At 75.2% G+C, this 22,114-nt stretch carries 1 protein-coding gene; it reads right to left on the reverse strand.

Annotation, left to right across the window (positions count from 1 at the left end):
- Positions 1 to 45 precede the first annotated feature (45 nt).
- Entirely contained in the window at positions 46 to 22,113 is a 22,068-nt protein-coding gene (locus OG933_RS10525) for a non-ribosomal peptide synthase/polyketide synthase (RefSeq protein WP_405626654.1), read from the reverse strand.
- Between the last annotated feature and the right edge of the window lies 1 nt (position 22,114).

The raw sequence follows: 22,114 nt of genomic DNA on the forward strand, positions 1-22,114 counted from the left end.
TGGGTCTCTCTGATCTGGTCCGTTGTCGGGTCAAGTGCGTTTCGGTCAGGGCTGGTTCAAGGCGGTGGCCCGGCGTACGACCGCCTCCAGCGCGCGGAACCAGGTCTCGGCCAGGTCCCGTACCGCCTCCTCGGTGAGGAGTCCGGCCGCGTACGCCCAGTGGGCGCTCAGTTCCGGCCCCTCGGGACGGTCCTCGGTGAGGGCGTTGAGGGTGAGGGCGTGGGACATCGGCATGCCGGGATCCGCGTCGAGGTCGGCGGCGTCGTCCTCGGGGGCGTAGGACCAGTCGACGGCCTCCGGGTACTCGAAGCGGCCCATGTAGTTGAACTCGATCTGCGGCTCGCCGAGGCGGGCGAGCCCGGGGCCGGTCCGGGGGTTGAGCCGGCGCAGCAGGCCGTGTCCGATCCCGGAGGTGGGCAGCGCCGCGAGGTGGGCGCGGATCCGGGCCAGTGCCTCGTCCAGCGCGGGGCCGCCCGTGAAGGCGTCCACCGGGTCGGCCTCGCCCGGGTCGAGTCGTACGGGCACGACGCTGGTGAACCAGCCGACCGTACGGGACAGGTCGGCGCCGCCCGCGAGTTCCTCCTCGCGGCCGTGGCCCTCCAGGTCGACCAGGACGGGTCCGCCCGGTCCCCGCGCACCCGGGGTCCGGCCCCGCCAGTCGGCGACCGCGAGGGCGAACGCGGTGAGCAGGACGTCGTTGACGGTGGCGCCGAAGGCGGCCGGGACCCGGCTCAGCAGGGGGCCGGTCAGGTCGGCGGGCAGGGTCAGGGAGAGGTAGCGGGTGGTGGCGACCGTGTCCCGGGCGGGGTCCAGCGGGCGGGCCAGGGGAAGGTCGGCGCCCTCGGCGAGGGCGGAGGTCCACCAGGGCAGCTCGTCCTCGGCCGCCGGATCGCCCGCGCGGGTCCCGAGCAGCCGTGACCAGCGGGCGAACGACAGTTCCACGGGCGCCAGTCCGGCGGGGCGGCCGGTGCGGACGGCGGCCCAGGCGGTGGCGAGGTCGGGCAGCAGGACACGCCAGGAGACGCCGTCGATCACCAGGTGGTGGACGAGGATCAGCAGTCGTCCGGGGTGCCCGGGCCCGGCGTCGAACCAGACCGCCCGCACCATCGCCCCGCCCTCCGGGTCCAGCCCGGCCCGTGCCGTCGCGGCGTGGGCGGAGATGGCGGCGCGCAGTGCGGCCTCGTCCGCGCCGCGCACGTCGGCCCGGGTGAGCCAGGTGCTGACGTCGGTCTCCTGCGCCGGGGGAACCCGCAGGGCCCACTCCGGGTCGCGGACGAGCCGGGCACGGAGCATGTCGTGCCGGGCGGCGAGCGCCGTGAGCACGGCCAGCAGTCCGGGCCCGGTCAGGTCGACCGGGGTGCGGACCAGGGCCGCCTGGTGGTAGGCGGCGATGGGGCCGCCGCGTTCGAGCAGGGCGCGCATGATCGGGGTGAGCGGGACGGTGCCGGCGCCGTCGTCGTGGGCGGCGTGCCGTTCGTCGGCGCCGAGCGGCACGGCCACGGCGGCGAGCGCGGCGACGGTGCGGTGCTGGAAGACCTGACGCGGGGTGACCCGCAGGCCGCCGGCCCGGGCCCGGGCGACGAGTTGCATGGCGACGATGCTGTCGCCGCCGAAGGTGAAGAAGTCGTCGTCCGTGCCGACCGCCTCGGCGGGCAGCCCGAGGGCGTCCGCGAACAGGTCGCGCAGGGTGCGCTCGGCGTCGCTCGCAGGGGCCCGGCCGCCGCCCGCGGCGGTGAAGTCCGGGGCGGGCAGGGCGGCCCGGTCGAGCTTGCCGTTGGAGAGCAGCGGCAGCCGGTCCAGGACGACCACGGCGGCCGGGACCATGTAGTCGGGCAGCGCGGCGGCGGCGTGGGCGCGCAGGGCGGCCGGGGCCTCGCTGCCGTCAGGGACGACGGCGTACGCGATGAGCTGCCGTACGCCCGGCCGGTGTTCGCGGGCCACGACGACCGTCTGCGCGACTGCCGGGTGGGTGTCCAACGCTGCCTCGATCTCGGCGAGTTCGACCCGGTAGCCGCGGATCTTGACCTGGTCGTCGGTGCGGCCGGCGAACTCCAGCAGGCCGTCCTCGGTCCAGCGGGCCAGGTCACCGGTGCGGTACATGCGCTCCCCGGGGGGACCGAACGGGTCGGCCACGAAGCGCTCGGCGGTCAGGTCCGGCCGGCCGAGGTAGCCGCGGGCCAGGCCCGGTCCCGACAGGTACAGCTCGCCGGTGACGCCGGGCGGGACCGGGCGCAGCGCGGTGTCCAGCACATAGGCGCGCGAGTGGTGGACGGGACGTCCGACGACCGGGCTCGCGCTGTCGCGGACCCGGCCGACCAGGGCGTCGACGGTCGCCTCGGTGGGGCCGTACAGGTTGACCGCCTCGGTGTCCGGCAGCGCGGCCAGCCGGGCCCACAGCGCCGGGGGTACGGCCTCGCCGCCGAAGCCGACCACGGAGAGCGGGCAGTCGCCCTCGGGGGTGATCAGCCCGCTGTCCGCCATCTGGGCCAGCAGCGACGGGGTGACCTCGATGAAGTCGATGCCCCGGTCCCGGACGAAGGCGGTGAGGAGTTCGGGGTCGCGGCGGGTCTCGTCGTCCGCGATGTGCAGCGCGTGTCCGTCCAGCAGCCACAGCTGCGGCTGCCAGGAGGCGTCGAAGGAGAAGGACCAGGCGTGCCCGACGCGCAGGTGCCGGCGTCCGGTGCGGCGCCGGGCCACTTCGTGCAGGTCGTGGCGGTGGCTGTGGAAGAGGTTGGCGATACCGCGCTGGGTGACGACGACACCCTTGGGACGGCCCGTCGAGCCGGAGGTGTAGATGACGTAGGCGGGGTGGTCGGGAGCGGGAGGGGTGGGATCCTCCTCCGGCAGGCTGTCGGCCGGGGCGCCGGCCGGGGCGTCGAGGAGCAGGACCGGGATCTCGGTGGCGGGCAGCGCGCGGGCGGTCTCCTCGGTGGCCAGGAGCAGGACCGGGCGGGCGTCGTCGAGCATGCCGGTGAGCCGCGCCCCGGGCAGGTCGGGGTCGAGGGGCAGATAGGCGGCGCCCGCCTTCATCACGGCGAGGATCGCGGCGATGTGGTCGGCGGTGCGGGGCAGGGCGAGGGCCACGATCCGCTCGGGGCCGGCACCGTGTCCGGCGAGGATTCGCGCCAACCGGTCGGTGCGGGCGTCGAGTTCGGCGAACGTCCAGGTCACCGCGCCATCGGTGACGGCGACCTCGTCCGGTGCGGCGGCGGCCTGGGCGGCGAACAGCGCGGGCACGGTGCCCGGCCGCTCGTCCGCCGGTACGGGCAGCGCGGTGTTCCAGGTCCGAAGGACGGTGTGCCGGTCGTCGGGATCCAGCAGGTCGAGCCGTCCGACCGGGCGGTCGGGGTCGGCCGCCATGCCGGTGAGCAGGGCGGTCAGGGCGGAGGCGATCCGCCGCACGGTGGCCGGTGTGAACAGCTCGGGGCGGAACTCGGCGGTCAGCCGCAGCCGTTCCGCGGGCTCGACGGCCCACGCGAACGGATAGTGGGTGGAGTCCTCGTGGTCGCGGACCGTGACACGCGGTCCGGCGCCTCCCCCGGCCGCCTCCGTCACCGGATACGACTCGAACACCACCAGGGTGTCGAAGAGTTCGCCGAGTCCGGCGGCCCGCTGGATGTCGGCGAGGCCGAGGTGCTGATGGGCGATGAGCCGGGACTGCTCGTCCTGGAGCCGGGCCAGCAGGCCGGCCGTGCTCTCCTGCGGACGGACCCGCACCCGGACGGGCACGGTGTTGATGAACAGGCCGATCATCGACTCGGCCCCGGCCAGCTCCGGCGAGCGGCCGGCGACGGTCGCGCCGAACACCACGTCCTCCCGCCCGGTGAGCCGGCCGAGGAGGACACCCCAGGCGGCCTGGACGAGGGTGTTGAGGGTGACACCCCGGCGCCGGGCGAACGCCTCCAGCTCCGCCGTGCGGACGGCGTCCAGGGCGACGGTGTGGGTGTGCGGCACTGCGGCGGCACGGTCGGCGTCGACGGGCGCGAGCCGGGTGGGTTCGGCGAGAGAGCCGAGGGCCCCGGCCCACGCGGCGGCCGAGGCGGCCGGGTCCTGGGCGGCCAGCAGCCGCAGATGCTCGCGGTACGGGGCCGGCGCGGCGGGGGTGCGGCCCTCGTAGCGCGCCCACAGCTCGGCGGTGAGCAGGGGCAGCGACCAGCCGTCCAGCAGGAGGTGCTGGTGCGAGAGCACGAGCCGGTGCCGGTCCGGGCCGAGCCGGGCCAGCAGCAGCCTGAGCAGCGGCGGGCGTTCGGGGTCGAAGCGGCGCCGCTCCTGGCCGAGCAGCCGGGTCCACGCGTCCGGGTCGTCGGTCCGGTCGGTGTCCGGGCCGGCATCCGGGCCGGTGAGGTCGAGCTGCCGCCAGGGCAGTACGGCGGTGCGCGGTACGACGGCGACGGGCCGCCCGGAGGACAGGTGCCGGAAGCCGCTGCGCAGGTTCTCGTGCGCGTCGAGCACCGCCTGTCCGGCGGCGCGCAGCCGGTCGGCGTCCAGTGGTCCTTCCAGGTCGTAGGAGACCTGGACGGTGTACACGTCGGGGCCCTCCTCGCCGGAGTCGAGGGCGGCGTGGAAGAGCAGGCCGGCCTGGAGCGGGGAGACGGGCAGGACCTCGGTTCCGGCGGGCAGGGCGGCGAGTTCGGCGCGCTCGTCGTCGGTGAGGTCGAGCAGGGGGGCGGTGTCGACGAGGTCCCCGTCGGCGGGGGCGGGGCCGGTGGTGGCGGCCACGGTGGCCAGGCCCGCGACGGACTTGTGCCGGAACACGTCACGCGGGCTGAACGCGAGCCCGGCGGCGCGGGCCCGGGCGACCAGTTGCATGGCGACGATGCTGTCGCCGCCGAGGGAGAAGAAGTCGTCCTCGACACCGACCCGTTCGAGGCCGAGGACGTCCGCGACGAGCGCGCCGAGGGTCTCCTCCAGCGCCGTGCGCGGCCGGGTGCCGGTCACCTCGGCGGCGAAGTCGGGAGCGGGCAGCGCCCGGCGGTCCAGCTTGCCGTTGGGGGTGAGCGGGAGGGCGTCGAGGGTGACGACGGCGGCCGGGACCATGTGGTCGGGCAGCACGGCGGCGGCGTGCGCCCGCAGCGCCGTCGCGTTCACCGGCGCGCCGTCCCCGGCCGGGACGACGTACGCGATCAGGTGGGCGTCGCGCAGGACGACGGTGGCGTGGTCGACGGACGGGTGCGCCGCGAGGACGGTCTCGATCTCGCCGAGCTCGATCCGGAAGCCGCGCAGCTTGATCTGGTCGTCGGCGCGGCCGAGGTACTCCAGCGTGCCGTCCCGGGTCCAGCGGGCCAGGTCCCCGGTGCGGTACATACGCGCGCCGGGGCCGTCGGCGTGGGGGTCGGCGACGAACCGCTCGGCGGTCAGGCCGGGGCGGCCCAGGTAGCCGCGGGCCAACTGGACGCCCGCCAGGTACAGTTCGCCGGCCACGCCGGGCGGGACCGGGCGGAGTGCGGCGTCCAGGACGTAGGTGCGGGTGTTCCACACCGGGCGGCCGATCGGTACGGCGGCCGGGTCGGCGGGCACCTCGTGGGCGGTGACGTCGACGGACGCCTCCGTCGGGCCGTACAGGTTGTGCAGGCGGCTGCCCGGCAGGGTCCGGTGGAAGCGGGCGGCCAGCGGAGCGGGCAGTGCCTCGCCGCTGCACATCACCCGGCGCAGTGCGGTGCACCCGGCCGCGGTCGGTTCGTCGAGGAAGGCACGCAGCATCGACGGCACGAAGTGGGCCGTGGTGATGTGCCGGCGCCGTATCAGGTCGGCGAGGTAGGCCGGGTCCTGGTGGCCCTGCGGGCGGGCCACGACCAGGGTGGCGCCGGTGACGAGCGGCCAGAAGAACTCCCACACCGACACGTCGAACCCGGCCGGGGTCTTCTGGAGGACCCGGTCGCCGGAGTCGAGACGGTAGGTGTCCTGCATCCACAGGAGCCGGTTGGCGATGCCCTCGTGGGGCACGGTGACGCCCTTGGGGCGGCCGGTGGAGCCGGAGGTGTAGATGACGTAGGCGGGGTGGCGGGGGTCGTGGGCGGTGGGCAGGGGTGCGTGCGCCGGGCGGTCGGGGACGCCGTCGGCGTCCACCGTGAGGGTGGGCACGCCGGCGTCCGGGAGGCCGACCCCGTCGGCGGTGACCAGGCAGACCGGGCGGGCGTCGGTGAGCATGTACGCGAGCCGCTCGGCCGGGTAGCCGGTGTCGAGGGGCAGGTAGGCGGCGCCCGCGCGGTGGACCGCGAGCAGCGCCACCACGAGGGCGAGGGAGCGCGGCAGGGCGACGGCCACGGTGGCCTCGGCCCGCGCCCCGTGCGCGGCGAGGGTGTGGGCGAGACGCTCGACCCGCAGGTCGAGTTCGGCGTAGGTGAGGGCGGTGTCCTCGAAGACGACCGCGGTGGCCTCGGGGGTGCGGGCCGCCTGCGCGCGGAACAGCTCCGGCAGGGTGAGGCCCGGGACGGGCCGCGCGGTGTCGTTCCACTCGGTGAGGACGAGGGCGCGTTCGTCGTCGCGCAACACGTCGAGGCTGCCGACGCAGCGGCCGGGGTCGGCGGCGACCTGCGCCAGCAGTGCGTCCAGCCGCTCGGCGAGGAGTTCGGCGGTCGACTCGTCGAAGAGGTCGGCGCTGTACTCGATCCAGCACCGCAGCCCGTCCTCGCCCTGCTCGACGAAGTCGAAGCTGAGGTCGAACTTGGCGCCCTGCTGGCCGAGCGGTTCGCGGTGCGCGGTCAGACCGGGCAGGGCGGGTGTGGCGCCGGCGTTCTCGAGGTGCACGACCATCACCTGGAACAGCGGGTGCCGGGCCAGTGAGCGGGCCGGGTTGACGGCCTCCACCAGGCGTTCGAAGGGCAGGTCCTGGTGCTCGTAGGCGGCGAGGTCGGTCTCCCGGACGCGGGCGAGCAACTCGGCGAAGGTGGGGTCGCCGGACAGGTCGGTGCGCAGGACCAGGGTGTTCACGAAGAAGCCGACCAGGTCTTCGAGGTGTTCGTCGGAGCGCCCCGAGACCGGTGCGCCCAGCGGGATGTCCGTTCCGGCGCCGAGCCGGTGCAGCAGCGCGGCGACGGCCGCCTGGGCGACCATGAACATGCTGACGCCATGACGGCGGGCCAGCGTGCGCAGGTCCCGGGTCCGTCCGGCGTCGACGGTCAGCCCGACGGCGCCACCGCGGTGGCTGCTCTCCGGCGGCCGGGGCCGGTCGGCGGGCAGCGCGAGTTCCTCCGGCAGGCCCGCGAGCGCGCCCTGCCAGTACGTGAGCTGGCGGGACTGGCGGCTGTCCGGCGCGTCGGCGTCGCCGAGTGCCTCGCGGTGCCAGAGGGCGTAGTCGGCGTACTGCACGGGCAGCGGCGCCCACGCGGGCCGGTGTCCCGCACGACGGGCCTCGTAGGCGAGGGCCAGGTCGCGCCAGAGGGGGCCGTCGGACCACTGGTCGCCGGCGATGTGGTGCAGCACCAGCAGCAGGACGTGTTCGTCCGGGTTCAGGGCGAACACGTGGGCGCGCAGCGGAAGGTCGCGGTCGAGCGCGAAGCCCCGCGCGGCGGCCTCGGCGAGCCGGCCGGGCAGTTCGCTCTCGGTGACCCGGCCGTGCTGGACGGGGACCGTGACACGGGACGGGTCGAGCACGACCTGGCGGGCCCGGCCGTCGTCCTCGGGGAAGACCGTGCGCAGGCTCTCGTGGCGTTCCGCGATGTCGTTCAGCGCGGCGGCCAGCGCGTCCGGGTCGAGGGCGCCGGTCAGCCGCCAGGCCGCCGGGATGTGGTACGTGGCGCCCGGCCCCTCGATGCGGTGCAGCAGCCAGAGCCGCTGCTGGGCGAAGGACAGCGGGAGTTCCTCGGGCCGGTCCGCGGGGACCAGGGCGGGCAGGCCGCCGGCCCGGTCGTCGAGCCGCACGGCGAGCAGCGCGGGGGTGGGTGCCTCGAAGACGGTACGGACGGTGAGGTCCGCTCCGAGGACCGTACGGACGCGGCTGACCAGTCGCATGGCCAGCAGGGAGTGTCCGCCGAGGGTGAAGAAGTCGTCGTCGGCGCCGACCCGGTCGAGGCCGAGGACATCGGCGAAGAGTCCGCCGAGGATCTCCTCGCGCGGGCCGCGCGGCGGGGCGCCCTGCGCGCCCGCGGACGTGAAGTCGGGTGCGGGCAGGGCCCGTCGGTCGAGCTTGCCGTTGGGGGTGAGGGGCAGCGCGCCGAGCGGGACGAAGGCCGCGGGCACCATGTGCGCGGGGAGCGAGGCGGCCGTGTGGGCGCGCAACGCCGTCGCGTCCACCGGTCCGGCGTCCCGGTCCGGCACCACATAGGCCACCAGCCGCTGGTCACGGACCGCGACGACGGCGTGGGCGACGGCCGGGTGCCGGGTCAGGGCTCCCTCGATCTCGCCGGGTTCGACGCGGAAGCCGCGCACCTTCACCTGGTCGTCGGTACGGCCCAGGTACTCGACCGTCCCGTCGGCCGTCCACCGGGCCAGGTCGCCCGTGCGGTACATGCGGGTTCCCGGCGCCCCGTACGGGTCGGCGACGAACCGCTCGGCGGTCAACGCGGCCCGGTCGAGGTAGCCGCGGGCCAGCTGGACACCCGCGAGGTACAGCTCGCCGGGGACGCCGGGGGGCACCGGGCGCAGCCCGGCGTCGAGGACGTACACCCGGGTGTTCCACACCGGGCGGCCGATCGGCACGCTCGGCGCGTCCGGCCCGATCTCGACGGCCGTCACGTCGACCGACGCCTCGGTCGGCCCGTAGAGGTTGTGCAGCTCGGCGGTCAGGACCTCGTGGAAGCGGTGGGCCAGGCCGACGGGCAGGGCCTCGCCGCTGCACATCACCCGGCGCAGGCCGACGCACCGCGCGGCGGTGGGCTCCTCCAGGAACAGCTGGAGCATGGAGGGCACGAAGTGGACGGTGGTGACGTCCTGTTCGCGGATCAGCCGGGCCAGGTAGGCCGGGTCGCGATGGCCCTCGGGCCGGGCGAGCACCAGGGCGGCGCCGGTGATCAGGGGCCAGAAGAACTCCCACACCGACACGTCGAAGCTGGAGGGCGTCTTCTGCAGGACCCGGTCGGCGGACGTCAGGCCGTAGGTGTGCTGCATCCACAGCAGCCGGTTGACGATGCCCTCGTGCGGGACGACGACTCCCTTGGGGCGGCCGGTGGAGCCGGAGGTGTAGATCACGTACGCGGGGTGCGCCGGATCGTGGGCCGCGGGCAGGTCCTCCTCGGGGCCGGTCGGCAGGCCGTCGCGGATCACGCACACCGGACGGGCGTCCTCGACCATCAGCGCGAGGCGTTCCTCCGGGTAGTCCGGGTCGAGGGGGAGATAGGCGGCTCCGGCGCGGTGGACGGCGAGCAGGACGACGACCAGTTCGGGCGAGCGCGGGAGCGCGACGGCCACGGTCCGCTCGGGGCCCGCGCCCAGCCCGGCCAGCACCCGTGCGGTCCGCTCCACCCGGGCGTCCAGCTCCGCGTACGTCAGCCGCTCGCCCTCGAAGACGAGCGCCGTGGCCTGCGGGGTGCGCGCCGCCTGGGCGGAGAAGAGGCCGGGCAGCGTGGCGGAGGGGACGGGGTGCGCGGTGGCGTTCCACTCCTGAAGCACCTGCACCCGTTCGGCCTCCGCCAGGAGCGGGAGGTCGCGCACCGGGCGGTCCGGTTCGGCCGCGGCGTGTTCCAGCAGCCGCGCCGTACGGCCGGCGAGCCGCTCGGCCGTCCCGTGGTCGAAGAGGTCGGCCGCGTACTCCAGGAGCAGCACGACACGGTCGCGGCCGGTCTCGTCGACGAAGGTGAAGTGGAGGTCGAATTTGGCCAATCCGGTGTCCATGTCGAACCATTCGGTCCGCAGGCCGAGCACGTCCGGGTCGCCGTCGGGGCGGTGGTGGTAGCCCAGCATGACCTGGAAGAGGGGGTTGCGGCCGGCCACCCGGGGCGGGTTGAGGGTCTCCACGACCCGGTCGAAGGGCAGGTCCTGGTACTCGAAGGCCTTCAGGGACGACTCCCGCACCCGGCCCAGCAGCCGCCGGAACGTGAGGTCCTCGCCGGACAGGTCGGTGCGCAGGACCAGGGTGTTCACGAAGAAGCCGACCAGGTCGCCGAGCGCCTCGTCGGTGCGGCCCGCGATGGGCGCGCCGAGCGGGATGTCGTCCCCCGCGCCGAGCCGGTGCAGCAGCGCCGCGGTGGCGGCCTGGAACAGCATGAACATGCTGGTCCCGGTGGCCGCGGAGAGGTCACGCAGGGCGTGGCCGGTGGCGGTGGGCAGCTCCAGGCGGACCTTGCCGCCGCGCCCGGTCGGCTCGGCCGGACGCGGCCGGTCGGCGGGCAGGGCGAGCTCGTCGGGCAGGCCGCGCAGGGCGTCCGCCCAGTGGGCGAGCTGGTTCTCGCCGGTCCGGGCGAGCAGGTCGTCCTGCCAGAGGGTGTAGTCGGCGTACTGCACCGGCAGGGGCGCCCAGGCGGGCGGCCGTCCCTCGCGGCGGGCGGCGTAGGCGGCGTCGAGGTCGGCGAGGAAGGGGCGGTCGGACCACTCGTCGGTGGTGATGTGGTGCAGGACGACGGCCACCACGTGGTCGTCCGGGCCCAGCCGGAACACCTCGCAGCGCAGCGGGAGTTCGGCGGTCAGGTCGAAGGGGCGGCGTTGGGCCGCCTCGATCAGCACGGGCAGCGCGTCCTCGGCGCAGTCGGTCACCGTGCAGTCGGGGAACGCCTCGGCGGCCGGGACGATCCGCTGGTACGGCTCGCCCTCGTGCACGGGGAACACCGTCCGCAGCGCCTCGTGGCGCCCGGCGACGTCCCGCAGGGCGGTGCCCAGGGCCTCGGTGTCGAGGGCGCCGCGCAGCCGGAAGACCAGCGGGAAGTTGTAGGCGACGCCGCTTCCGGTGATCTGCTCGACCAGCAGGAGCCGGCGCTGAGCGGCCGACAGCGCGATGCGGGCGGGCCGGTCGGTGACGGGGGCGACGGCCGGCAGCCGGGCCGGGCTCGCCTGGTCGGCGCGGCCCGCGAGCAGCGCCGGGGTGGGCGCCTCGAAGAGGTCACGGATGGCGAGTTCGGCGCCCAGTTCGGTACGGGCGCGGCTGACCAGCCGGGTGGCGAGCAGCGAGTGTCCGCCCAGGTCGAAGAAGTTGTCCTCGGCGCCGACCTCGGGCAGCCCCAGCACCTCGGCGAACAGCCGGCACAGCACCTCCTCCCGCGGGGTGCGCGGGCCGCGTCCGCCACCGAGGGCGACGGCGGGCTCGGCGTCGGGCAGGGCGCGCAGGTCGAGCTTGCCGTTGGCGTTCATGGGCAGACCGTCGACGGTGACGAAGGCGGCCGGGACCATGTAGTCGGGCAGTTCGCGGCCCAGGTCCTCGCGCAGCCGCCGCACCAGGGCGCTCGCCTCGCGGGCGGCGGTGGGGTCGTTGGCGTGGGGGCGGGTGCCGCCGCCGGCGCGGAACAGGCCGCCGGTGAGGCGCGGTTCGGCGGCGGCGGTCGCCAGGAACACCGCGTCGAACGTTGCGGTCCGCGCCGACCAGGTGGTCAGCACCCGGTATCCGGCGGCCGCGCCGAGTTCGCACAGGTGCTCCGGGTCGACGCCCCCTTCGCGGGTACGGCCGTCGGGCACGCCGGTCAGACGCAGGCCCGCGGGCCGTTCGCCCCGCGGGTGCCGGCCGGTGCCCCCGGTCGCGGACCAGTTGCCGCCCAGCAGTGCGCCGATGCTCTCGGCGCCGGACCAGTCCCCGCGCACGAGTTCGCCGACGGTGTCGGCCGTGGCCCAGTCGACCACCGGCACGCCGTCCAGCCGTACGTCCGGCTCGCCGGCGTACAGGACGACGTCGTAGCGGTGCCTGCTCAGCTCGTTGTGGTGGTGGCCGCGCTTGGTGCGCAGGTCGACCCCGTAGCCGAGGGTGGTGAAGTACTCGGGGTCGACGAGGAGTTCCTTCTCCAGCCGCAGGCCGCGCTCCACCGCCGCCTCCAGGTCGGCCTCGGCGGTGCCGCGGGCGCGCTGGATCTCGGTGTGGAAGGTGCGGGCCAGCCGCAGGTTGCGGACGTCTCCGACGAACAGGGCGCCGCCGGGGGCGAGCAGGTCCATCGCGCCGCGCAGTACGGCGGTGAGGTGGTCGATGCTCGGGAAGTACTGGATGACGGAGTTGATGACGATCGTGTCGAAGTAGCCGGTGGGCAGACCGCTCAGGTCCTCGGCCGGCCGGCAGCGCAGTTCGACCTTGGCGGCGAGGGCCGGGTCGCGCCGTACCTCCGCACCGATCTTGCGGATGACGGGGGCGGCGAAGTCGGTCGCCCAGTAGGCCTCCACGTCCGGGGCGAGCCGGGACAGCAGCAGGCCCGAGCCCACGCCGATCTCCAGGACGCGGCGGGGGCGCAGCGCGCCGATGCGGGCGAGGGTGGCCTCGCGCCACTCGTGCATCTCCTCGAAGGGGATGGGCTGCCCGTCGTAGGAGCTGTCCCAGCCGTCGTACCGCTCGGTGAAGACGGCGGTGCCGATCTCCTCGTACTCGTCGGAGTAGATCTCCTGCCACTCCCCGACCTGCGCGGCCTCGGCCGCGGAGCGCTCCTCGGAGTCGGCGCCGGAGGGCACCACATAGCCGACGAGGCGTTCGTCGCGGACCACCACGGCGGCCTGGGCGACCAGCGGGTGACGGCTGAGGACGGTCTCGATCTCGCCGGGTTCGATGCGGTAGCCGCGGATCTTGACCTGGTCGTCGGTGCGGCCGAGGAAGTCGAGGTTGCCGTCGGGGCCCCGGCGCACCAGGTCGCCGGTGCGGTACATGCGCTCGCCGGGCTCCCCGAACGGGTCGGCGACGAAGCGCTCCGCGGTCAGCGCGGGCCGGCCGAGGTAGCCGCGGGCCAGGCCGATGCCGGCGATGTACAGCTCACCGGGCACGCCGTCGGGCACCGGGCGCAGCCAGGCGTCGAGGATGTGGGCGCGGGTGCCCCGGATGGGGCGGCCGACGGTGGGCGTCGCGCTGTCGAGGGTGCCGCCGCCGAGGGTGTTGATGGTGTACTCGGTCGGCCCGTACAGGTTGTAGCCGTAGGTCCCCTCGGTGTCGCGCAGGGCGGTCCACACCGTTTCCGGGACGGCCTCGCCGCCCAGCAGCACCAGCGGCGGCACATGGCCCGTCAGCAGGCCCTGCTCGATCAGCAGCCGGGCGTAGGTCGGGGTGACGTTGACGACGTCGACGCGGTGCCGCTCGCAGTAGGCGACCAGCGCCTCGGCGTCACGGCGCAACTCCTCGTCGCAGACGTGCACTTCGTGGCCCTCGACCAGCCAGAGCAGTTCCTCCCACGACATGTCGAAGGCGAAGGACACGGTGTGCGCGATGCGCAGCCGCCGCCCGCCGGCCGAGGCGATGGCCGGGGCGAAGATCTCCTTCTGGTGGTTGAGCTGCATGTTCGTCAGGCCCCGGTAGGGGGTGACGACACCCTTGGGACGGCCGGTGGAGCCGGAGGTGTAGATGACGTAGGCGGGGTGTTCGAGGCTGAAGCGGAGACGGACCGGGGTGTCGGACAGCCGGGCCAGCTCGTTCCCGGTGTCCGGGTCGTCGAGCAGGACACGGGCCATGTCGCCGTCCAGCGTGGCGGAGACGGCCCGGGTGGTGAGCAGCAGGAGCGGGCGGGCGTCGGCCAGCATCAGGGACAGCCGGTCGGCCGGATGGTCCAGTTCCAGCGGCAGGTAGGCGGCGCCGGTGCGCAGGACCGCGAAGAGCGCGACCACCATGTCCAGGGAGCGCGGCAGGCCGAGGGCGACGACCCGCTCGGGGCCGGCGCCCCGCTCGATCAGCAGCCGGGCCATGCGGTTCACGGCCGCGTCGAGCTCGGCGTACGTCAGGGTGCGCTCGCCGAAGACGAGGGCCCGCTCGTCCGGGGTGCGTCCGGCCTGCGCGGCCAGCAGGTCGGCGATGGTGTCCTCGGGGTCGGGCACCCGGCTCGCCGCCGACTCCCGTCGCAGCGCCTCGTGTTCGGCGGGCAGCAGCGGGTCGAGGGAGCCGACGGGCACCGTGAGGTCGGCGGCCAGGCGGTCGAGGAGCAGCGCGAACCGGTCGAGGAGCGTGCGCGCCCGGTCGGCCGGGACGAGGTCGGGGCGGTGGGTGAGGGTGACGGCGATCCGGCGGCCCGGGGTGATGACGAGGTTGGCCGGGTAGTGGGTGGCGTCGACGTTGGCGACGGCCGTGGCGCCGTGCCGGGTGCGCAGGTCCGCCAGCCGTTCCTCGGTGTCGTTGTTGCGCAGCACGAACAGGGTGTCGAAGAGCTTGCGGTGTCCGGTCTCGGCCTGGAGCACGCCGAGGCTGAGGTGCTCGTACGGCATGAGGTCGAGGCGTTCGCCCTGGATGCGGCGGAGCAGTGCGAGGACCGGCTCGGCGGGGTCGAGGACGATCCGGGTGGGCACCGTGTTGAGGAAGAGCCCGATGATGTCGCCGACGTCCGGGACCTCACTGGGCCGGCCGGCCACGGTGGTGCCGAACACCACGTCGGGGCGTCCGGTGGCGGAGGCGAGGGTAAGCCCCCAGGCCGCGTTGAGGAGCGTGTTCAGGGTCAGACCGTGGGCGCGGCCCGTCTCCCGCAGCCGGTCGCCGAGCTCGGCGGACAGGCGTAGGTCGAGCTGGTCGGGGATGACCGGTTCGAGGCCGTCGGCCGCGGCCGGGGCCAGCAGTGTGGGCTCGTCGAGACCGGCCAGCGCGGCGCGCCAGGCGGCCGTGGCGGCCGAGTCGTCCTGCTCCTCGAGCCAGGTCAGGTAGTCCCGGTAACTGCCGCATGCGGGAAGGGCGTTCGCGTCGCCGCCCGTCTCGTAGAGCGCGAACAGCTCGTCGAGGAACAGCCAGGCCGACCAGCCGTCCCAGAGGATCAGGTGACGGCCGATGACGAGCCGGTCGCCGCGCTGCGCGCCCAGGCGCAGCAGGAGCAGCCGGAACAGCGGGGGCGCCGAGAGGTCGAACCGCCGGTCGCGCTCCGCGTCCGTCAACTCCCGCAGCCGCACGTCCTGTTCGGCGGCGGGGAGGTGGGAGAGGTCGACCTCCTCGAGCGGGACCTCCGGGTCGTCTGCGATGAACTGCACCGGCCGGTCGAGGCCCTCGCTGGTGAAGCCGGCGCGCAGGCCGGGGTTGCGGGCGAGGAGGGTGCGGACGGCGGCGCGCAGCCGTCCGGTGTCGAGCCGGGTCGCGAAGTCGAACGTCTCGTGGACGGTGTAGACGTCCAGGGCGCCCTCGTCGTACGCCGAGTGGAAGAACAGGCCCTCCTGGAGGGGGGCCAGCGGCCATACGTCGGCGACGGCGGCCGGGGCGGCCAGGGCACGGACACGGGCGTGTTCGGCGTCGGTGAGGGTGAAGGGGGCGGCGGTGGCGCGGCCGGCGCTCGGGGCCGCCGTCACCGCTTCGGCCGCCGTCGCCAGGGCCGCGGGGGTGCGGTGGGTGAACACGTCGCGGGGGCTCAGGTCCAGGCCGGCCGCCCGGGCCCGGCCGGCGACACCGATGGAGCTGATGCTGTCGCCGCCGAGCCGGAAGAAGTCGTCGTCGGGTCCGGCGTCCTCGATGCCGAGGACGGCCGCGAAGATCTCGGTGAGCTGCCGTTCCAGCGGTCCTGCAGGTTCGCGGCGGGTGGCGCGCTCGGCCTCGGGGGCGGGCAGCGCGGCCTGGTCGAGCTTGCCGCTGGGGGTGAGCGGGAGGTCGCCGAGGACGACGTACGCCTCCGGGACCAGGGGCGCGGGCAGCGCGTCCGCGAGGGCGGCGCGCAGCTCGGCGGGGTCGACGGCGGTTCCGGCCGCCGGGACCGCGTAGGCGACGAGGCGCTGGTCACGGACGACGACCGCGCCCCGGGCGACGGCCGGGTGGCGGGTCAGCGCAGCCTCGATCTCGCCGAGTTCGACCCGGTTGCCGCGCAGCTTGACCTGCCGGTCGGTGCGGCCGAGGTAGTCGAGGGTGCCGTCGGGCCGGCGGCGCACCAGGTCACCGGTGCGGTACATGCGGGCGCCGGGTTCGCCGGCGTACGGGTCGGCGACGAACCGGTCGGCGGTGAGGGCGGGGCGACGGTGGTAGCCGCGGGCCAGCTGGACGCCGGTCAGGTACAGCTCGCCGGGCACCCCGGCGGGGACCGGGCGCAGGCAGGGGTCGAGGACGCGCAGGCCGGTGTTCCACACGGGCCTGCCGATGGGCACGGTGATGTCGGACGCGCCGTCGTAGGCGTGGTACGCCACGTCGACGGCGGCCTCGGTGGGGCCGTACAGGTTGTGCAGCGGTACCCCGGTCAGGTCGTGCCAGCGGCGGGCCGCGGCTCCGGACAGGGCCTCGCCGCTGCTGAACACCCGGCGCAGACCGCCCGCCCACCCGGGGTCGGCGGTGACCTCGTCGGAGGCGAGGAACGCCTCCAGCATGGACGGCACGAAGTGCATCGTCGTCACGCCCTCGGCCCGGATCAGGCGGGCCAGATAGGCGGGGTCGCGGTGTCCGTCCGGCGCGGCGAGGACGACGGCGGCGCCCTCGCACAGCGCCCAGAAGAACTCCCAGACGCTCACGTCGAAGCTGGACGGCGTCTTCTGGAGCACCCGGTCGCCGGGGGCGAGGCCGTACTCGCCCTGCATCCAGGCCAGCCGGTTGACGATGGCGCGGTGGGTGACGACGACGCCCTTGGGACGGCCGGTGGAGCCGGAGGTGTAGATGAGGTAGGCGGGGTCGTCGGGGCGGGCCGGGTCCCCGGGGGCGGCCGGTGGGAGGTAGTCCGGCGCCCCCGCCCGGTCGGCCACGCCGGTCACGCCGGCCACGTCGTCGCCGTCGTCGATCACGTCGATCACGTCGAGGCCCTCGACCGACGGCAGCCGTCCCGCGTCCCGTGCCGTGGTGACGACCGTGGTCGCCCCCGAGTCGGTCAGCATGTACGCGAGCCGCTCGGCCGGGTAGTCCAGGTCCAGGGGCAGATAGCCGGCCCCCGACTTCAGGACGGCGAGCAGCGCCACCATCAGCTCGGCCGAGCGCGGTACGGCGACCGCGACGAACCGCTCGCGGCCCGCGCCCCGGGCCCGCAGGCGGACGGCCAACTCCTCCGCCCGCGCGTCCAGTTCGGCGTAGGTGAGGGGGGTCGCGCCGTCCAGGACGACGGCGGTGGCGTCCGGGGTGCGCGCGGCCTGCGCGGCGAACGCGGCGGCCAGCGTGGTGGCCGGGACCGGCCGGGACTCCCCCGCCGGGTGGGCGCCGGCCAGCTCGCGCGGGGTGAGCAGTCCGAGGTCGGCGACCCGGGCGCCGGGGTCGTCGGCCAGGGCTCCGAGGACCAGGGTGAGCCGGTCGGCGAGGGACTGCGCGGCGTCGGCGTCCAGGCGCCGCGCGTGGTGCTTCAGCCGCAGGTCGAGACGGCGGCCGGGCTTGACGACGAGGGCCAGGGGGTAGTGCACGGCGTCGTGGAAGGCGTGCCCGGCGACGGTGATCGTGCCGGTGGGGTCGGTGATGCCCGGGGCGCCGTCGCCGCCGGGATAGTTCTCGAACACCACGAGCGTGTCGAAGAGTTCGCCGCCCCCGGCGTGCCCGGCGGCCCGCTGGATGTCCGCGAGGCCGAGGTGCTGGTGGTCGAGCAGTGCGCTCTGCTCCTCCTGGAGCCGCTCCAGCAGCCCGCCGAGGGTGTCGCCCTGCGTCCAGCGCAGCCGGGTGGGCAGCGTGTTGATGAACAGACCGATCATCGACTCGATGCCGTCGACGGCGGCGTCACGGCCGGCCACGGTGGTGCCGAACAACACGTCCTGACGGCCCGTCATGCGACCGACGAGCAGTCCCCACGCGCCCTGTACGAGCGTGCCGAGGGTCACCCCGCGCTCCCGGGCGCGGGCGGCGAGCCGGGCGGTGAGCCGCTCGGACAGCTCCACGCGGATCTGCGCGGGCTCGACGGGTCCGGCGGGCGCCGGGACCTCGACCAGCCGGGTGGGCTCCTCGACGCCGGCGAGCGCCGTGCGCCAGGCGGCCCGGGCGGCCTCGCGGTCGGCGCCGGCGATCCTGCGGAGGTAGCCGCGGTACGGGGCGACCTCGGGCAGGGGGGCCGGGTCTTCGCCGTACAGGGCGAGCAGTTCGCGGTGCAGGATCGGCAGGGACCAGCCGTCCGCGACGATGTGATGGAACGTCAGGACCAGTCGGCTGCGCTCGTCCCCGAAGCGGATCAGGGCGCAGCGGACCAGGGGCGGCCGGGCGAGGTCGAAGCGGTGGGCGCGTTCGTCGGCGGCGACGGCCTCGGCGAGTGCTCGCCGGACCGCGAGATCGTCCTGCGCGGCCAGGTCGACCTCGCGCCAGGGCAGTTCGAGACCGGTGGCGACGATCTGGACGGGGCGGCCGTCGGGCGTCTGCCGGAAGCAGGCGCGCAGCGGGGCGTGCCGGTCGAGGAGCCGCTGTGCCGCCCGGCGCAGCAGGGCGCCGTCGACCGGTCCGGACAGTTCGACGACCTGTTGCACGACATACGTGTCGTGTTCGGCGCCGTCCATCAGGGCGTGGAAGAAGAAGCCCTCCTGGAGCGGGCCGAGGGGCAGTGTCTCCTCGACGGTGACGTCCAACTCCCCCTGCAGGGAGGCGAGTTCGTTGTCGCTCAGCTGCCAGGAGGTGTCGTCCGCGGGACCGGCCGCGGCGGTGCGGGCGGCGCCGGCCAGCTCCGCGACCGTGCGGTGGCGGAAGACGTCGCGCGGGGTCAGCTCCAGGCCGGCCCGGCGGGCCAGGACGAGCAGTTGGACGGCGACGATGCTGTCGCCGCCGAGCGCGAAGAAGTCGTCGTCGACGCCCACCGAGGGCACCCTCAGGGCCCGCGCGTACAGATCGCACAGCAGCCGCTCGCGGTCCGTGCCGGGGGCCCGTCCGGCGCCGGCCCGGGTCAGGTCCGGCACCGGCAGGGCGGCGGCGTCGAGCTTGCCGCTGGGGGTGACGGGCAGCCGGTCCAGCGGGACGAAGGCGGCCGGGACCATGTAGTCGGGCAGGTACGCGGCGGCATGCCGGCGCAGGGCCGCCATCAGCGCGGTGACGTTGCGGAAGGGTGCCGGACGGTTGGTGAGCGGGTGACCGCCGCCGGGGCGGTACGGAGCGACGAGGTCGTCCCCGGCGGGCGCGAACACGGCGTCCAGGCTGCCGTCCTCGGCGTCCCCGTTCCAGGTGAGTGTCGCCTCGTAGCCGTGCCGGGCGGCGCTCTCGTGGAGGGACTCGGGGTCCACTCCGTGCGTCGCGCCGGCCGGTCTGCTGCTGTCCCGGAGGGCGTCGAGCGCGGCCAGGTCGTCGGCGAGCCGGGCGTTGGGGATGCCGGTGACCCGCAGCCGGTCCGGGTGCCCGGCGAGCAGGGTGTCGAGGGCGTGGACCGAACCGAGCGCGGGCCAGGGCGACTCGGGCACCTCCGCGCCCCCGTCGGCCCGCGGCCGCAGGACCACGTCGTAGCGGTACCGGGTGAGTTCGTTGTGGTGCGTGCCGCGCTTGACCCGGATGTCGGCGGTGAGACCGTCGAGGGTGGTGAAGTAGTCGGGGTCGACGAGGAGTTCGCCCTCCCAGGCGAGCGCCCGGTCCACGGCGGCGCGCAGGGCCTCCTTGTCCGCCTCCGCCTCGTCCCCCTGCCCCCGCACCCGCCCGCCCTCGACGGCCGCGCTCAGGGTGCGCAGCAGCCGCAGGTTGCGTACGTCGCCGACGAAGAGGGCGCCGCCGGGCGCGAGCAGCGCGGCGGCGGCGCGCAGCACGCCGGTGAGGTAATCGCCGCCGGGGAAGTACTGGACGACGGAGTTGACGACGATCGTGTCGAAGTGCCCCTCGGGCAGCCCGGTGAGGTCGTGCGCGGGCCGGGCGAGCAGGGTGACCCGGTCGGCGAGGCCGGGGACGGCGGACACCTGGGTGTCCAGGGCCCGTACGGCCTCCTCGGACAGGTCGGTGCCCCAGTACGCCTCGCAGTCCGGGGCGAGCCGGGACAGCAGCAGGCCGGAGCCGACGCCGATCTCCAGGACGCGCCGGGGCCGCAGGGCGCGGATCCGGTCGAGGGTCGCCTCCCGCCACTCGCGCATGTCGGCGAGGGGGATGGGCAGCCCGTCGTACATGCTGTTCCAGCCGGCGAAGTTCTCCTCGAAGCCCTCCGAACCCGCCGCGGAGTACAGCAGTTCGTGCAGGTCCTTCCAGTCGGCGACACCGGCCTGCGCGTCCGCCTCCGGGCCGGCGTCCAGCGAGGGCACGACGTAGGCGGCGAGGCGCCGTTCGCCGGGGCGGTCCTCGCGGACGACGACCGCGGCCTGGTCGACGGCCGGGTGGGAGCGCAGGACGGACTCGATCTCGCCGGGCTCGATGCGGAAGCCGCGGATCTTGACCTGGCTGTCCACGCGGCCGTGGAACTCCAGTCGTCCGTCCGCCTTCCAGCGCACCAGGTCGCCGGTGCGGTAGAGCCGGTCGCCGGGGGCGGCGGCGAGGGCGTCGGGGGCGGCGACGAAGCGTTCGGCGGTCAGGCCGGGGCGGCCCAGGTAGCCGCGGGCGAGGCCGGCGCCGCCGAGATAGAGCTCTCCCGTGACACCGGCGGGGACCGGCCGCAGCCGGTCGTCGAGGACGTAGGCGCGGGTGCCGGGGTCGGGCACGCCGATCGGCACGATGGTGCCGGGCGGGGTGTCCGGATCGCACAGGCCCAGCGTGGAGTTGGTGGTGGCCTCGGTCGGGCCGTAGGCGTTGAACATCATCCGGCCGCGCGCGTACCGGCCGACCAGCTCGGGGGACACCCGCTCCGTACCGGCCAGCAGCGTTGCCCGCGGCGGTAGTTGCACGTCGTCCGGCATGGCGGCGAGCAGGGCGGGCGGCAGGATCATGAAGGTGATGCCGTGCTCGTCGGCGTAGTCGGCGAGCGGCGCGCCGGGAACCCTGCGGTCGGCGGGCACGACGACCAGCCGTCCGCCGGACAGCAGTCCGAGGCACAGGTCCCAGAACGCCACGTCGAAGCTGGGCGAGGCGAACTGGAGGACCCGGCTGTGCGGGCCGATCCCGAAGCGTTCCCGCTGCGTGGCGACCAGCCCCGCCACCCCGGCGTGCGAGAGCACCGTGCCCTTGGGGCGGCCGGTGGAGCCGGAGGTGTAGATCACGTAGGCCGCGTGCGCGGCCGTCAACCCGTCGGCGGCCGAAGGGCCTTGTGCGGGGCGGCCGGCCAGCTCGGCGATCGTGTCCGGGGCGTCGAGGACCAGCGCATCGATGTCCGGGGGGAGGTCGGGCACGATCTCGGCGGTGGTGACGAGGCAGACCGGCCGGGCGTCGGCGAGCATGTAGGCGATGCGGTCGGCCGGGTAGTCGGTGTCGACCGGCAGATAGGCCGCGCCCGCCTTCAGGACGGCGACCTCCGCGACGATCATGTCGGCCGAGCGCGGTACGGCGAGGGCGACCACGGTCTCGGGACCGGCGCCCCGGGCCACCAGGGCGTGCGCCAGCCGGGCCGCGCGCGCGTCGAGTTCGGCGTAGGTGAGGCGGACGTCCTCGTGGACGAGGGCCACCTCGTCGGGGCGGGCGGCGACCTGGTCGGCGAACATCCGCGGCCAGGTGAGCGCGGGTACGTCGTGCGCGGTGTCGTTCCAGTCGTGCAGGATCCGGTGCCGTTCCCCGTCCTCGAGGAGTTCCAGGTCGGCGATCGGGGTGGCCGGGCGGGCGAGGGCGTCGGCGAGGAGCGTGCGGTAGTGGCCCAGGATCCGGTCGACGGTGGCGGGTTCGAAGAGGTCGGCCCGGTAGTCCGCCGACACCTCCCCGTCGGCCACGGTCAGCGCCAGGTCCAGCGGGCCGCCCTTGTCCCAGGGCGCGTCGCCGAAGCCCGTGGCGCACAACAGCCCGCCGCCGCGGAAGGGTTCGGGGGCGAGGAGGTCCAGCAGTTCGGCGGTGGGCAGGCGGTGGTCCGCGGCTTCGGCGCGCGCCGCCCCGACCCGTTCGCACAGTTCCGCGAACGGGGTGTCGCCGTCGACCGCGACGCGCAGCGGCAGCCCTTCGTGCGCCACCGCCGTACCGGTCGCGGCGGTACCGCCGTAGCGGTGCAGCAGGGCCACGAGGGCGGCGAGTCCGGTCACCCGGTCGGCGGTCGCCGCAAAGGCGGCGGCGCGCCGGGCGCGCGGCGCCGCCCCCTCCTGGCGGGGCGGGTGCGGAAAGTCCAGTGGCAGTGCGGGCTGCGGTACCGGTGCGGCGAACCGCCGCCGCCAGTAGTCCGTCGCCGTCGCCTGCGCAGAAGAACGCGTGTTGCCCGACACA

Source organism: Streptomyces sp. NBC_00016, from assembly GCF_045040885.1.
In the GTDB taxonomy this organism is placed as follows: Bacteria; Actinomycetota; Actinomycetes; order Streptomycetales; family Streptomycetaceae; genus Streptomyces; species Streptomyces coriariae.